We start from the raw sequence: 16,320 nt of genomic DNA, 5'->3' as shown, positions 1-16,320 counted from the left end.
TCTCGTTAACAACTAGGCGTGAAATTTAACCTTCATGGTTTGTTTTTCTCAGAGTTGAGCCGTTTTCTCACCTTACTGTGACGAATAAGAACAGAATGAAAAAAGAGACGAAACGAACAACCATCTATGATTTAGCGACCCGCATAGGCGCTTCACCAAGTTCGGTCAGCGCCGTGCTCAACGGTACGTGGAAAAAGAGAAGGATCAGCACCAAACTTGCTGAGCGCGTGCTAAAACTGGCCGAAGAAGAAGGGTATACGGTGAATACTCAAGCCAGCCTGCTGCGGCGTGAACGCTCAAATATCATTGGAATGATTGTGCCCAAATATGACAACCGCTATTTCGGAGATATTGCAGAGAAATTTGAATCAATGGCGCGCTCTCGTGGTCTTGTCCCCATTGTGACTTGTACGCAACGAAACCCTGATTTGGAATTCGATGGTGCAAAAGAGTTGGTGTCGTATCAAGTAGAATGCTTGATCTCCACAGGCGCAACAGACCCCGATCGCATCTCAGATTTCTGTCATGCCGTTGGCGTGCAATCCATCAATATGGATTTGCCCGGCAGCAAAACGGCGTCCGTGATTTCTGATAACTATGCAGGGGCGTTTGAGCTGACGCAGTTGATTTTGGATCGCTGTGAGAGAGAACTTGGTTGGGTTGGGCCACTACGTTTTGTTGGTGGGCGACTTACCGATCACAACACGGCAGCGCGTCTTGAAGGTTTTCTCGCCGCGCAGCGCGAACGCGGTATTGCTGTACCAGACGACTACGTGATGGCAGAGGGCTATTCCGCCAAGAAAGCAGAACAGCTGTTGGCAAACTTTCAACCCACAGGCGCGACGGGCTTGTTCGTCAATTCAACCATTTCGCTCGAAGGTGTGGTCAGTTGGCAAAGTAGCTTGCCCGACGGTGGCGCAATGATTCGCTATGGCTGTTTTGACTGGGACCCGTTCGGTTCATTTCTTCCTGGCAACGTCGGCATGGTAGAACAAGATGTCGAAACCATGCTCGCCAATGTGTTTGATCTGATAGGTAAAACAGAATCAACGACAGAGCTGATTAAAGTGCCTTGTAAGCTGAGGGTGTTTGGTGCGTGAGTTTTTTCGGTTGCCAAAGATCACAATGGCACGCTTCCGTTGAGAATTTGGCTTCTTATGCTCGCGAGGGCGTCTAACACACCCGCTCTTCCGCCATGAGAGGCTTGGATGAGTTGCTCATTGAGCCATCGAACATATCGTCTTGTGTGGATCGAAGAGTGGATTTGGCCTGTACTGACGTTGGGAACACCATATTCCGACGCTAGCCATACGCCGTTTCTTTCGGAGTTAATGCCGATATTGAACCGTTCAAGAATCTCTCTTGCAGGTCCTGCTTCTCGCATGCCTTTGGGGATCATGTGATGCGCGTGATGACCGGGCGGCCTTGTCGCCACTGTTCGTTCAAGGTTCGCTGCAAGCACGTCGGCATCAGAAAGAGATCGGGTTCTAGGCCTTGTGGTTGTGCCTGTTGCTCGCGTGCCTTCAGGGGCAACATCTGGTCTGCGATGAGTCGATTGCGCATCGGCAAATTCTTCCAAAATCTCAAGACGCCTTACTTCATCAGGGGTTAAGTTTTGGGGAGCGTCGGGTTCAGGGCTGCGTCTCGTGCGAGTAGACCCTGAGCCAGAAGACCCAGATGACGATCCTGCTTCTTCTGCCACTTCTTGCACTGCACCATTGCCGCTGCCAAGTTGTGCAGAATGGGCTGTCATCTGCATGCCTTGTTGAGCAAATGGCCCTAGTCGACCAAGATCTAATGCCATGCCACCACTGCCACTCATCGCTGCAGCCCCTCGGCCTGACGCAACCACCGCTTCAGCGGGAATCGGTGCTAACACTCTCGTTGCGCGAGCGGGGGCAGTGGTCGTTCCCGAGCCCATTGTCGCTAAAAAGATCTCAGCTTCGCCAAATAGCCGCCCAATGTAGCGTGCTTGCTCTTCCGGTGACGCGGACATAAAGGTGTTCAGAATTTGGCGTCTATTTCGCCAGAAGGTAGAAATGGTTTGGGGTAGCTCCCCAATACTGCGAATAAAGCCGACGGGGTCTCTTACCATATCGATAAATGATGTTGCCATGGCGACGCCAGCTTGTCCCATGCCATGAAAATACGCGAAAATTTGGTCTCTAATCTGGCCTTCGGACAAATCCGTCCAAAAGCTTTGTCCGAATGTGAGCTCCTCCGGAGGCTCAAAATCTCGATAACTGCGGCTGTGAGTACGAAGTAGTTGGCGAAAGCGACGCCATCTCGGTCCTTCGAGCTCACGAGAAACAGCGGTAACACCACTGCGGAATTTGTATCCACCAAAAGCACCCGCATAGTAATGGCGATTATCTAAAGCGCGTAAGAACAACTCAAAGCGATATTGTGACGAGGTGTAGCGTTCAATAATCACGAGAATTTGCGCTTCTTCTCCGTCGCTAACGTGCGTTTCTTGAACCAAATTCATGATGCGTTGAATATCACGACGCATCGTATCTGGATCTGGTGTTTCCAAGCGTCGTCTTCGTGCTCGACGTTCTGCGGGTGTCGGTTCAGGTTCAGGTTCTGACGTTGTCATTCTTGCCAGCGCTTGTGATGCCATGTCGAGATTTTCTTGTAATGCTTGGCGATCAATCGATCCCTCTGGAAAGTTTTCGATATAAACGAGCATGGCTTCAAGCAACCTTTCGACGGTCTCCACATCCAGACCTTCAAAATCTGACATCAAAAGTTGCTGCGTTAATGACTTGTCGAAAATGTCAGCACGAATGGTCGATGGCGCGCCTGATTGCCATTGGAGAACATGAGCCAGTTCATGCGCGAGCGTCATGTTTGGTTGAGTTTCTACTTTTGAACTCAACCAAACATGATCTTCAATGGCAAAGGCTTTTGCGCCAATCGCGCGCGTCGCCAAATCAGCGGTGCTGTTTTGATGAATTTTCACTTTGCTCAAATCTCGTCCCATACGAGATTCAAAGAAATCCCTTGTTGTGTTGGGTATGGCAACGCCTCCTGATGTGAACGACGACAGATGACCGTTTTGCCGAGATGGATCGGGCGCTTCATCGCGGGGCATGCTGAATGACGGTGACATGCGCATCGTGTTCTCGGCAATGTGGTCAGCCTCTTTTTCATAGTCTGATGTCGATTGACGACCGCTGAACATGCTTGATGTTTCGGGAGTGGAAGGGGAGAGCAAAGGCATTGCCCTGTGTTGGGTGATTGGCCGCTGCGTCGTTGTGATAGCGCGAGAATGTATAGATTGAGAAGAAACAGCGCGCGAAGACTGAGGGAGCATTTGGCTCCTTTGTGGCGATCTATGATCGCTGTGCGGTTCTGATTGTGTTTTTTGAGCAAAAATTGGCACCCAAATCGCCTGTAAAGGAAATGGCTATTTAAGGATATGCCATGCACTAAAATAGCATGTCTTTTATGTGGGCTTTTGTGGTGTTGTGATTGGGCGTTGCATCAATACAGATATGAGATGTGCGGGCTTTATCATTTCGTTTGATGATGGTTTACGGTTGAGTGCTACGAAAAAAATATCGACCAACCGTTAATGCAGGATGTTGAGGTGACGTCTTTGAGCCAGACAAAACAGGATAGTGGAACTGATACGGTTATTATTTTCTCTGAATATTTAAGTCTCTGTCTCAGCTATCGTCGCTATCCTCTCGCTATATCAATCCATGCGCCTTGAGAACGACAATACCCACAGTACATGTCACAGCAGAAAGCACCGTGGTAAATGCAATCATGTTAGCGGCCAGTTCGGCATTCCCACCCATTGAGCGCACCATGACATAGCTGGCTGCCGCGACAGGAGAGGCATTCATAAAGAATAAAATGCCTAATTCAATACCTCTAAAGCCAACCAAATAAGCCCCTAAAGTAATGAGTAGCGGCGCAACAATCAGCTTGTAGCTACTGGCAAACCACGACGGTCCTTTCTCTTTTTTCATCAAGCTAAAATTAAGCGAGGCACCCGTACATAACAGTGCCAAAGGAAGCGTCATTTTCGCCAAGTAGTTTCCGGCATCAACCACCACGTCGGGCACAGGGATGGAAAGCATATAAAACGCCATGCCAGAAAGAATTGAGATGATAAGCGGGTTTTTGGTCAGGGTGCGAAACATCAATTTCGCGGTTTGTGCGCCAGACGCAGCCCCTTTAGGTGAAAGGCAGATAACCGCTTGCACGTTATAGATAAACGTCGTCACCGCCACATACAAGGCTGCCAATGCGACGCCTTGCGAACCATACGCGTTCGCCACAAAAGCGATGCCGATGATACCGGTGTTGGCACGGTAACTGCCTTGAATAATCACGCCTTGGTGGGGGGAGTCTTTGAAGACCAATTTGACCGAGAGATAGGCAAAGATAAAAAACAGGATGCTGGCGATAATGCCGTAATTTACAAACCCACTTGCGGCAGAGAAATCATGTTCAGACACGACAATACTTAAAAACAGCATGGTCGGAAGGGTCACCTGAAAAACGAGCTTTGAACCGACTTCGATGAAGTTGTCGTTGATAAGGCCGATGCGTTTAAACACCACCCCGAGTATCAGCATTAAGCAGATAGGGCCGGTGATAGATACCGAGAATTGCAATTGGTGTAGAGCGTCTCCCATGAGCGCATCCATAACGAAAGAAAAGGAAACCTTTTGTCATCATACAATGAAATCACACATTATTGGGAAGCAGTTCAACCTCCCTCAAGCAGGGAGGTTGAATTGATAAGCTAATTTACAGCGTCAGCAGTCAACTTGGTCGGAGGGCTTCGGTAAGCTGCTGTGTGATTTAATACCCGCTCTACACAAAGACAAAGTCATCTGCAGTGATATCAGATACATTGGTGTTTTTAAATAAAACATTCACATAGTCATCAACGTATTCTCTCCCGCCAACCGAGTACGGACGGATCAGTTGTACTAGGGTGTCGCTGCCTTGCTGTGTGACGATGAAATCATCAAAATCAATTTTATCGGCATTGTAATGAGAGAAAAGTACCTTATCGATGCCAACTTCGAAATCGGAAATCGTATCCGTTTCTACGATGCTGAAATCAACCTGATCATCATCAACAACAAAGGTGTCAGCGCCTTGACCGCCTGTCAGCGTGTCGAAGCCAACGCCACCTTCCAGCCAGTCGTTTCCAGATCCACCTTCTAGTGTGTCATTGCCTTGTCGGCCAATAAGCGTGTCATTGCCATCGCCCCCCACAATGTGATCGGCACCGGTGCGACCAATCAACGTGAAGTGAAATTGGCCACCATTGAGATCGGCGAGATTCATGTTTTCTAGGGTGACTGATGCTCGGCTAGAGCCTTCTATCAGCACGTCACTGCCAACTTGTGAAAAGAAGTCGCTTACGCTAAAGATCCCATCATCGTCGAGGTGATGAAGACTCAAACTATCTAGCAGATGAGTGATTTCCACACTGTCGTTATCTATTTCAAAGTCAGTCACTGTGTTGTGATATTGGCTATTTTGAACGCTATAACTTGCATAGTTTCCGGCTTTAAACGTATCTTCACCTGAACCACCCGTGAGTATATTGTTGCCAATGTATGCAACGAGCAGATCATCACCCGCGCCGCCGTCTAGTTGGTCGTTGCCACCGTCGGCATAGAGCTTATCGTTACCCTCGTTACCGAATAGCGTGTCACTACCTCCTCCTCCCCAGAGTTGATCGTTACCCTTGCCTCCGGAAACCGTGTCGTTGCCTGCGTCTCCATTGAGTGTGTCGTCACCGCCATCACCTTCCATGATGTCGTTGCCATTTGCTCCTGAGATTGTGTTATCTGCATCATCGCCAATTAACGTTTCATTGCCATTGTTGCCACGAATGACATAGGAAACTTGTTCGCTTTCAAGCGTGGAAGCGTCGAAATTTTTCAGGATAACCTGGAAGTATTCATTAAGTTCTAATACGGCCGCTGAGCCTACTTGCTTCGCAGTAAGTGCTGATAAGTCAAAGCCGCTTAGATTGTAAGAGTTAAAGGTGATGGTTAATTTGTCTTCACCAAGTGTGAAATCTTCAATCTGGGTAATTTGTATATCCGTAGAGGTGACGTTGTAGGTGTAACGGTATTCTTGTTGCAATTCAAAGGAGTCACGCCCTTCTCCACCAACCAAAATATCGTTACCTCCGGTAGAGGTTAGGGTGTCATTACCTGCACCGCCATCGTAGTATTCTGCGGTACGCGAACTGCCTTGCAATACATTGTTATCGTTGTTACCGATCTTCTTGATGTTGTTGGTGTCGTCATGCCAATACTGGTCAGGGTGCGCTCTTGTAGAAAAGCCCCAGTAGCTATCGACATAGCTCTGCCAATCGCCAAGTCTGTTTGAGTAGGTGTTTGCGCTTGTAAAAGCAAAATTTGATGCACTGAGCTCTGTCGCCTGGACGTTATTTAGAATGATGGTACCGCCATCTGACAGGGTTATACGCGTTGTGATGCCATGCTGCTCGATGATCAGATCGTCAATGCTGTCGGCGAGGTTCTGATCAATGCTGATGGTGTCGACACCTATTTCAAAATCAACAATGCGGTCGTGACCAATGGAAGGGGTCTCATTGGGGGTGACATCTTCGCTGCGTAAAAGCGAGTGCCCAAAATGAAATATATCTGCGCCGCTTCCGCCAATCAGAAGCTGGTCTTTGCCATTTCCTGATAAGTAATCGTCACCCGCGCCGCCGAAAAGACGTGTGCTGTCTGCAGTCGAGCCTTCGATAAGTAAAACGTCATCGCCTGTGCCACCTTGCAACGTGTCGTTTTTACCAAAGCTCACCAGCACATCATTACCGCTTCCGCCACTAACTAGGTCACCGCCAAAGCCTTCAACCCAATCATTGCCTGCGCCGCCAATGGCAACATCGGCAGTGTGTGCATTGGCGAAAATAATATCTTTGCCACCGGCACCGATGGCCAGTTCGCTGTCAATGATCGTATCGTCACCGGAAGCGCCATAAGCGCGATCATAGCCAGAGCCACCATCTAGTAAATTATTGCCATTCCCACCGAAGAGTGTGTCATCGCCTTGGTCGCCGAAGAGCGTGTCATTACCGTTTTGACCATTGAGCGTGTCGTCGCCTTCGTTACCATAAAGCTTATCGTTACCTTCGCCACCATATAGGGTGTCGTTGCCTTCATTGGCAAGGAGGGTATCATCGCCATCACCGCCATTGAGTATGTCATTGCCAGCGCCGCCAATGAGCTCGTCATCACCTGAATCCCCCTCAAGCTGGTCGTTTCCAGCATCGCCAGAGATCTTATCATCGCCTTCACCGCCGGAAAGAAAATCGTCGCCAGCGCCACCATTAAGCTTGTCAGTTCCCTCTTCACCATGGAGCGTGTCATCGCCACCGTCACCATACAGATTATCTGCGCCTTCTCCGCCATACAAGATATCGTGGCCTTGATCACCATCCAGACGATCATTTCCTTGATCGCCGTAAAGGACATCGTTGTCCAGGCCGCCGTATAGGTAATCAATCCCTAAACTGCCATAGAGTTCATCGTTTCCGCTCTCGCCATAGAGACGATTAAATCCATAGTAAGGGCCAGTAGGGGCGGTATCGGTCATGCCGTAGAGTTTGTCGTTACCATCACCACCGTACAGCGTATCAGAGCGCGAACCACCATAAAGCTCGTCATCGCCACCATGGCCATAGAGTGTGTCGTTGTAATCCAGCCCATAGATTCGGTTGTTGTTATCGTCTCCATGCAGGATGTCGTTTTGGTCAGTGCCGATAATGTCTGAAGTAGCACGGGTTGTTGAGGCCGCATTAATGACGTCGTTCTGCTGCTCATCGAACGTCAGTGAGAGTGAATTTGGCTCAGATAGATCTTGATCGTTGATTTCCATACCTTTCTCCAAATAATGTTTACCGCATGGTTTTGAATGCGTTTTTGTAACCGACGCGGACATTGGCCCTGAAAAAGTGGCTAATATTTGTTGTGTGCCACTGCGCGTATTAGAAGCAAAGAAGGGGATGAAATCTGTCCTATCTGTTGGACAAGCGTCGGTCTACGCCACTTAAGTTCACAAAATAAAGTAAAAAAAGAGGCATATGGGTAGTAGGGCGCTTCAGCGACATTGAGAGAGAGGAGCGAGCTTTGTTTTTTTAGTTTGATGATGGTTAATGGTTGAGTAAGACGAGAGGCATATCGACCAATCGTTAATGCTGCGTTTTATCAACAACTGGGCTTAAAGCTAGGCAAGCTTTCATTTATTTTTTCACAGCTCATGAAAATGTTTAGGTTTTCTTCACAGTAGCTTTTCATTGCGACAAGAAGTGAGTCGGAGGCGTCGGCCATTCCACCATCCTTGAGGTGACTTTGTACGATGAGCGCAGTGGCAATAGATTGTTCATGCGTCTTCGTTGTTTGGTGTGTAATAGTACCCAGGAATAAGCTAGTTAAAGAGAGTGATTCGGGTATATTTGACGAAAGTGCTACATTACAAGACGATTCAAGGGCGAGGGCGTTAGATACTTTTATGATTTCATTTGCTTCATTACTATAAGAGTATCTGGATAAATCCAGTTGGCCTTGAGCCATTCTTGAAACAAGTTCTTTGTCACGGTCTAGGATATCACTGACGTAATACAATCCAATGGTAAAGCAAAATGCTGCGCCTAATATGAAAGCGCTTAGTAATTTTATCCATTGTTTTAGCAATTCAATATCCCATTTCTACGAATAGCATTTTTACCGAAGGTGGCGTATTGGAGTATGGTCAGTTTCTTGCACTGATTAAAAAATGCCCTCTTACTCTCGCTTCCATACATGTGTGGCTTACCTTCAATTGTTCGTCCGATACATAAATATTTAAAGTGATGGTAACAGTATCTCGTGCCAATTAGCCTTTTGTATTAGAGGCATACGGAGTGATTCACAGTTTATAGATTCTAGCTGCCATTGCTTGGAAAACGTTGCTAAGGGGATTGCTGGGCTTGTTCATCATACCCACAAAGAAATGATCGCCGAACACAACGTGAAACACAGAGGTAGTAAGGGGTTGCGTCGATACTGATGAGAGATGAACGGGGTTTAGTCATTAGTAATCAAAATGGTTGGCAATCAAACAATATGAAAAGGATATCGTTCAAAAGGCAACCATTCATCTTTACTAAGCGTCTTTGAGCATGAGGGCACTGAATACATGCAACTGATAACATTGTGCTTTTCTAAGAGTGCCTGTCCCCGTTGTTGCCGCAGATTTGTCACTCTCTTTAGCGAAGGAGTATAAGAGAGAGGAAAGAATTATCGCTGAATTAGAAACAAAAAGAATGCTTCTAAACTAGTGATATTGATTATTAAGTAAGGTGTCCATTAGTATGAAAAATACAATCATGTTTCTCTAAAACATGTTTTAAAAACATAAGTCGATATTTAAGTTCGCTTGCTTTATTTGTCTTTCTCACAACGGCGACAGGGTGTGTAGGGCAAGAGTCGAGCAATGCTGGAAATGGTGATAAAGTCAATGCAATCATTAAAAGTGAAAGGGATATTGTAATGACAAAAAAGGTGGGTGGTTCAAAGGCAGGGTATATTTATTTGCCGGAAACGTTCATGAAATTTCACGATGCAGTGTCTGAAGGGATCGCTCAGGATTTCCAATATTCAGATGGCGCTTCAATATTCACTATCAATATATTTCAAGATGAAAATCACACATTAGAATCAGCTACAAATTCCATTGCGAGTAATTGGGAGGCGCAAGGTGTGCAAAATATAGCAGGGGCGAGCATCGATATTAATGGATATCACTGTCTTCAAATTTACGGAGACTATAATAATGGCACCCATAAATCAGTCGCTTATGTTATACAAGGTAAGAAGCAGGGTGGTAACATACATTTAGTCACGTTTGAAGGACCAGTAGACTTTCTAAAAGAAAATTTAGGGTATGCGGAAACTTTTATCGTTGAATAAATCACCGGAGAGGTGGTTTTTGATAAATGGCTGGTTGGTGGCGCCTTACTCGTAGATGTAGGTATCCCGAAATCTACACAGAAGCTTTCGCCCGAGCAAAGTCAGGACGGCTTTAATGGTTGGCTCAGTACCAATCATTGTTCCTTTCCCTACTTGAGCGAAGCTATCAATTCATTCGGCAGACTCTAACCCTAGATGCTTGATGAAGCGTCAGCAGTCAACATGGCCGGAGGGCTTCGTTAAGTCGCCGAGTGAATTAAAGACCCGCTTTACACAAAGACAAAGTCATCCGCAGTGATATCAGACACATTGGTGTTTTTAAACAAGACATTCACGTAGTCATCAACGTATTCTCTTTCGTCAATCGAGTACGGACGGATCAGTTGTACTAGGGTGTCGCTGCCTTGCTGTGTGACGATGAAATCATCAAAATCAATTTTATCGGCATTGTAATGAGAGAAAAGTACCTTATCGATGCCAACTTCGAAATCGGAAATCGTATCCGTTTCTACGATGCTGAAATCAACCTGATCATCATCAACAACAAAGGTGTCCGCGCCTTGACCGCCTGTCAGCGTGTCGAAGCCAACGCCACCTTCAAGCCAGTCGTTTCCAGCTCCACCTTCTAGTGTGTCATTGCCTTTTCGGCCAATAAGGGTGTCATTGCCATCGCCCCCCACAATGTGATCGGCGCTGTTGCGACCAATCAACGTGAAGTGAAATTGGCCACCATTGAGATCGGCGAGATTGATGTTTTCTAGCGTGACTGAAGCTTGGCGAGAACCTTCTATCAGCACGTCACTGCCGACTTGTGAAAAGAAGTCGCTCACGCTATAGATCCCATCATCATCGAGGTGATGAAGACTCAAACTATCTAGCGCATGAGTGATTTCCACACTGTCTTTATCTATTTCAAAGTCAGTCACTGTATTGTGATATTGGCTATTTTGACTGCCATTTTTTTCATAGTCTCCGGCTTTAAACGTATCTTCACCTGAACCACCCGTGAGTATATTGTTGCCAATTTCTGCAACGAGCAGATCATCACCCGCGCCGCCGTCTAGTTGGTCGTTGCCGCCCTCGGCATAGAGTTTATCGTTACCCTCGTTACCGAATAGCGTGTCACTACCTCCTCCTCCCCAGAGTTTATCGTTACCGTTTCCACCAGAAACTGCGTCGTTGCCTGCGCCGCCATCGAGTGTGTCGTCACCGCCGTTACCTTCGATGATGTCGTTGCCTATTTCTCCTGAAATTGTGTTATTTGCATCATCGCCAAGTAACGTTTCGTTGCCATTGTTGCCACGAATGACATAGGAAACTTGCTCGCTTTCAAACGAGGTAGCGTCGAAATTTTTCAGGACAACCTGGAAATATTCATTAAGTTCTAATACAGCTGCAGAGCCTACTTGCTTCGCGGTAATCATCGATAAATCAAAGCCGCTTAGATTGTAAGAGTTAAAGGAGATGGTCAATGTGTCTGTGCCAACGGTGAAATCTTCAATCTGCACAGTTTGAATATCAGTAGAGGTATCGGTGCTAGAAAAACGGATTTCTTGTCGTAGTTCGAAAGTGTCATTACCATCTCCACCCGCCAATATGTCGTTACCGCCCCTGGACGTTAGGGTGTCATCACCCGCACCGCCATCGAAGTATTCAGCGTTATTCGTATTGTTACCGATTTTCTTTATGTTGATGGTGTCGTTGTTCGAAGCAGTAGAAAAGCGCCAGTAGCTATCGGCATAACTCTGCCAATCACCAAGTCTGTCTGAGTAGGTGTTTGCGCTCGTAAAAGCAAAATCTGAAGTACTGAGATCGGTCGCTTGGACCTTGTTTAGAATAATGGTCGAGCCATCTGACAGGGTTATACGTGTTGTGATGCCATGCTGCTCGATGATCAGATCGTCAATGCTGTTAGCGAGGCTTGTGTCGATGCTGATGGTATCGACACCTATTTCAAAATCAACAATGCGGTCATGACCAATGGAAGGGGTCTCATTAGGGATGACATCTTCGCTGCGTAAAATCGAATGCCCAAAATGAAATATATCTGCGCCGCTTCCGCCAATCAGAAGCTGGTCTTTGCCATTTCCTGACAAGTAATCGTCACCCGCGCCGCCGAAAAGACGTGTGCTGTCTGCAGTCGAGCCTTCGATAAGTAAAACGTCATCGCCTGTGCCACCTTGCAACGTGTCGTTTTTACCAAAGCTCACCAGCACATCATTACCGCTTCCGCCACTAACCAGGTCACCGCCAAAGCCTTCAACCCAATCATTGCCTGCGCCGCCAATGGCAACATCGGCAGTGTGTGCATTGGCGAAAATAATATCCTTGCCACCGGCACCGATGGCCAGTTCGCTGTCAATGATCGTATCGTCACCGGAAGCGCCATAAGCGCGATCATAGCCAGAGCCACCATCTAGCGAATTATTGCCATTCCCACCGAAGAGTGTGTCATCGCCTTGGTCGCCGAAGAGCGTGTCATTACCGTTTTGACCATTGAGCGTGTCGTCGCCTTCGTTACCATAAAGCTTATCGTTACCTTCGCCACCATATAGGGTATCATTTCCTACATTGGCAAGGAGGGTATCATCGCCATCACCGCCATTTAGGATGTCATTGCCAGCGCCGCCAGTGAGCTCGTCATCACCTGAATCCCCCTCAAGCTGGTCGTCTCCAGCATCGCCAGAGATCTCATCGTTGCCTTCACCGCCGGAAAGAAAATCGTCGCCAGCGCCACCATAAAGCTTGTCAATGCCATCTTCACCATGGAGCGTGTCATTGCCTCCGTCGCCATATAAGCGATCTGCACCGTCTCCGCCATGCAAGGTATCGTGGCCTTGTTCACCATACAAACTGTCATTGCCTTGGTCGCCGTAAAGCACATCGTTGTGCAGGCCGCCGTAGAGATGATCAATTCCTAAACTGCCATAGAGCTCATCGTTTCCGCTCTCGCCATAGAGACGATTAAATCCATAGTATGGGCTGGTGGGGGCGGTATCGGTCATGCCGTAGAGTTTGTCGTTACCATCACCACCGTACAGCGTATCAGAGCGCGAACCACCATAAAGCTCGTCATCGCCACCATGGCCATAGAGTGTGTCGTTGTAATCCAGCCCATAGATTCGGTTGTTGCTATCGTCTCCATGCAGGATGTCGTTTTGGTCAGTGCCGATTATGTCTGAAGTAGCATGGGTTGTTGAGGCCGCGCTAATGACGTCGTTCTGCTGCTCATCGAACGTCAGTGAGAGTGAATTTGGCTCAGATAGATCTTGGTTGATTTCCATACCTTTCTCCAAATAATGTTTACCGCATGGTTTTGAATGCGTTTTTGTAACCGACGCGGACATTGGCCCTGAAAAAGTGGCTAATATTTGTTGTGTGCCACTGCGCGTATTAGAAGCAAAGAAGGGGATGAAATCTGTCCTATCTGTTAGACAAGCGTGGGTCAGCGCCACTTAAGTTCACAAAATAAAGTAAAAAAAGGGGCGTATGGTGAGTAGGGCGCTTATGCAACATTGTGTGAGAGAGGTACGGGCTTTGTTTTTACAGTTTGATGATGGTTAACGGTTGAGTGAGACGAGAACATATCGACGAATCATCGTCGAATTGGACAAAAAAGCGCCCCTTCGTCATCGAGGAAGAGTTCAATACGCTTGTTGGGGGCTATCCAGTTCGAAGTGCTGATTACTTCTTCGGCTCGATGATGTTGAACCAAGAACCGAACTAAGGATTCATTAGTGGTTGGAGAAATGTACTTCTTCACGAATATTCATCCTTGTGAACACTAAGCAACGAAACGATGTTTCTTGGTACGTCCCGCAACGTGCATTTAAAACCTGTCGACAATTGTTCGTTTGATACGTGGATAGTTGAATTTATGCTATCAGCATCAAGTCGCCTTGATCCTGTGCTGTCCATATTCGTTTTGGTACTGCCATTCTGAGCGTGCCAAACGATTCATGCTTCAAGTGCAATATGTGCGATTGCCCTCTACTGAATACGCTCGTGCGCTTATCTTCAATGGGGACAATGACTTCAAATGGTTCACTTGTTGGTGTGTAGAGAGAAAGCGATCCTATGAAAAGAAGGAATAGGCATGCGTACAAATGCGGTTTTTGTCTTCTAAAAAAGTGCCTGTCATCATCAGATTTGGTGTAAAACTTGAGTGGGTCTTTTCGCTGATACAAACAAAAGCCAACGAAAAGTCCAGTGCCAAATGCCGCCAATACCGCCTCAAACCCATTAAACAACGTGTTGCCCACAGTGACGCCTATCCAAACAGTAAGGACATAGAGCACTGTAAATAGGAGTAATTTCAGATTATCAGACAAAATAGCCAATGACTTAATGGGGACACTGAGACATAGAAGGGTATCGATCTAACACCAAGCATTCATCTTTGCTCGGTGTCTTTGAGCTTGAAGGCGCTAATCACATGGAATTGATAATATTGTGCTTTTCTTAAAGTGCCTGTTCCCGCTATTCGTCTATGTCCCCGCTATTACCTTACCAAACGTTTATTGAATTACCTGAACAGGTAAACGAAGAAATTCAACGTGTGGCATAAGACTTCTACCAACGCATCGAGGACTTGTATTCAGCTGATGGTATTACCTTCATGCAGAATAATGGGGTGTTTAACGATCTTGGGCATTATCACTTGCACATATTTCCTCGATTCGAAGAAGATGGGTTTAGTTGGGTGAGCACAAACCTTGGCGTTCAATACATTGAAGCACTCAAAAAGTCTTTGGTTGGTATCTAATTCGCAGCCCGCTCTGAGAACGAGTGAGTGGAAGCAGAAATAGCAGTTAGACAATAGGGAAAACCGAGTACGACACAAACCTCGGTTTTTACGTGCGTTTTATAAACCTGAAATGTCTGCGAAAACCATTAAGTCCTCAACAGGGTAGAAAGCGACCTAAAACGACACAGCATAAAATGAACGACAACTACTTGGTTTCGCTTTCAATGCGTTCAATTTCTTTCCAAAGTGCTTCTGCTTCAGACGTAATAAATGCGTAAGAATGCATGTCTCCGTTGCGTTGGGCCTGCATGGCGCGTTCTAAGGTCGCGTTGTACTTTACACGTAGTTTTTTTGTTGGGTCTTTTTTAAATAGTGAAAACATAGGTACACTTTTTCCTTGCATGATTAAGAGTGGCTACGTCTGCCATCCCTAACAAGATCACCTTACGATCAGTGTAGTCATGATATGCATCGCAATGCGACGGTTTGATGAATGTGATTGGCTAATTGGGCAAATGGCACGCGTCATCGATGAATGGTGTTTTTATGTTTGGGTATATTGGGTATTTTAAACGTCTAATTGCGCTTGATTGGTGTTGGTTCTTTACTTCTTTCGTCTGTCCCACTATTGTGCCTCAATCACTGTCGCCCCAAGTGAAAAGCATGTTTACGGGGTTATTCACGTACGAAGGTGGAATGAAGATACCGACAAGATTATTGCCATTGGTTGAGGATGGCATGGTTGATGAAGTGATTTCTCAGCTAATGAGTGGCAAAGAAGCTGACGTTTTTGTTGTTTCAAGCAACGGAAACATTTGCTGCGCCAAGGTGTATAAAGAGATCGATCAGCGTAGCTTCAAGAAAGCCGCCGCGTATCGTGAAGGACGCAAAGTCCGTGATAGTCGCCGTGAGAGGGCGATGTCTAAAGGCTCTAAATTTGGCCGAGAAGAAGCAGAAAAAGTATGGCAAAACGCAGAAGTGGATGCGCTGTATGCACTGTCCGCAGCAGGTGTTCGTGTTCCTACGCCGTACGGTTGCATTGACGGCGTGCTATTGATGGAACTGGTCACTGATGACCAAGGCAGCGTTGCACCACGCCTGAATGATGTCACCTTATCGAAAGAGCAAGCGTTGAGGGATCACGGTACCGTGATCCAAGATGTTGTTCGTATGCTTTGTGAAGGCATTATTCATGGTGATTTATCGGAATTTAATGTGCTGGTTGATCATATTGGGCCTGTCATTATTGACTTGCCACAAGCAGTTGACGCATCAGCAAACAACAATGCGAAATGGATGCTAGAACGTGATGTGAATAACATGACGAACTACTATGGCCAATATGCGCCTGAGCTTATCGGTACGCAATACGCGAAAGAGATGTGGGCTTTGTATGAAGCTGGCGATCTCACGCCAAATACCGAGTTAACGGGTGTATATGAAGACGATGGCGAGGACGCCGACGTTGATGGTTTGATGGCCGAAATTAATGCTGTGATGGAAGAAGCGAGATTACGAAAAGAGCGTCGGCTGGAAGCGGAATCTGACCAAGAGTAATCTTTTTCTCTGTTTTGAATATTTAATAGACCAGCCTTTGTGCTGGTC

General features: G+C 46.7%; 10 protein-coding genes and 1 pseudogene. 4 read left to right on the top strand and 7 right to left on the bottom strand.

Going from position 1 to position 16,320, the window contains the following annotated elements; genetic code table 11:
- Window positions 1-95: 95 nt before the first annotated feature.
- A complete protein-coding gene (locus AB8599_RS08305; RefSeq protein ID WP_407330437.1) occupies window positions 96-1,100 on the top strand; it encodes a LacI family transcriptional regulator in 1,005 nt (334 codons plus the stop codon).
- A gap of 20 nt (window positions 1,101-1,120) precedes the next feature.
- Here the strand turns inward: AB8599_RS08305 and AB8599_RS08300 are convergent, their stop codons facing one another.
- The 5 genes and pseudogenes from AB8599_RS08300 to AB8599_RS08280 form a co-directional block, all read right to left on the bottom strand.
- Window positions 1,121-3,319, bottom strand: coding sequence for a DUF4157 domain-containing protein (locus AB8599_RS08300; protein ID WP_407330436.1), 2,199 nt, complete (start codon window positions 3,317-3,319; stop codon window positions 1,121-1,123).
- Window positions 3,320-3,698: 379 nt separating this feature from the next.
- On the bottom strand, window positions 3,699-4,655 hold the full coding sequence (locus tag AB8599_RS08295; protein ID WP_407330435.1) for an AEC family transporter: 957 nt from the start codon (window positions 4,653-4,655) through the stop codon (window positions 3,699-3,701).
- Window positions 4,656-4,836: 181 nt separating this feature from the next.
- Window positions 4,837-7,896: a hypothetical protein gene (locus AB8599_RS08290; protein ID WP_407330434.1), complete on the bottom strand. Its 3,060-nt coding sequence runs from the start codon at window positions 7,894-7,896 to the stop codon at window positions 4,837-4,839.
- A gap of 329 nt (window positions 7,897-8,225) precedes the next feature.
- The gene (locus tag AB8599_RS08285; RefSeq protein WP_407330433.1) at window positions 8,226-8,711 is read right to left on the bottom strand and encodes a hypothetical protein; all 486 of its coding nucleotides are present in this window, start codon (window positions 8,709-8,711) and stop codon (window positions 8,226-8,228) included.
- Window positions 8,712-8,974: 263 nt separating this feature from the next.
- Window positions 8,975-9,091: pseudogene (locus AB8599_RS08280) on the bottom strand (alpha-amylase family glycosyl hydrolase); the annotation flags it as partial.
- Window positions 9,092-9,548: 457 nt separating this feature from the next.
- On the opposite strand from AB8599_RS08280, the gene AB8599_RS08275 reads away from it, so the two are divergent.
- Window positions 9,549-9,968, top strand: coding sequence for a hypothetical protein (locus AB8599_RS08275; protein WP_407330432.1), 420 nt, complete (start codon window positions 9,549-9,551; stop codon window positions 9,966-9,968).
- A gap of 269 nt (window positions 9,969-10,237) precedes the next feature.
- On the opposite strand, the gene AB8599_RS08270 is transcribed toward AB8599_RS08275, so the two are convergent.
- Entirely contained in the window at window positions 10,238-13,252 is a 3,015-nt protein-coding gene (locus AB8599_RS08270; RefSeq protein ID WP_407330431.1) for a hypothetical protein, read from the bottom strand.
- Window positions 13,253-14,586: 1,334 nt separating this feature from the next.
- Between AB8599_RS08270 and AB8599_RS08265 the strand changes: the two genes are divergently transcribed.
- Entirely contained in the window at window positions 14,587-14,733 is a 147-nt protein-coding gene (locus AB8599_RS08265; RefSeq protein WP_407330430.1) for a hypothetical protein, read from the top strand.
- 187 nt (window positions 14,734-14,920) lie between these two features.
- On the opposite strand, the gene AB8599_RS08260 is transcribed toward AB8599_RS08265, so the two are convergent.
- Entirely contained in the window at window positions 14,921-15,097 is a 177-nt protein-coding gene (locus tag AB8599_RS08260) for a DUF6435 family protein (RefSeq protein ID WP_407330428.1), read from the bottom strand.
- Window positions 15,098-15,411: 314 nt separating this feature from the next.
- Between AB8599_RS08260 and AB8599_RS08255 the strand changes: the two genes are divergently transcribed.
- Window positions 15,412-16,272 carry a PA4780 family RIO1-like protein kinase gene (locus AB8599_RS08255; RefSeq protein WP_407330427.1) on the top strand — a complete coding sequence of 287 codons (861 nt, stop codon included), beginning with the start codon at window positions 15,412-15,414 and terminating at the stop codon, window positions 16,270-16,272.
- Window positions 16,273-16,320: the final 48 nt, after the last annotated feature.

This window comes from Enterovibrio litoreus (genome assembly GCF_045679545.1).
In the GTDB taxonomy this organism is placed as follows: Bacteria; Pseudomonadota; Gammaproteobacteria; order Enterobacterales; family Vibrionaceae; genus Enterovibrio.
The sequence above is the reverse complement of the archived record's forward strand: the minus strand, read 5'-3'. Positions and strand labels throughout refer to the sequence as shown.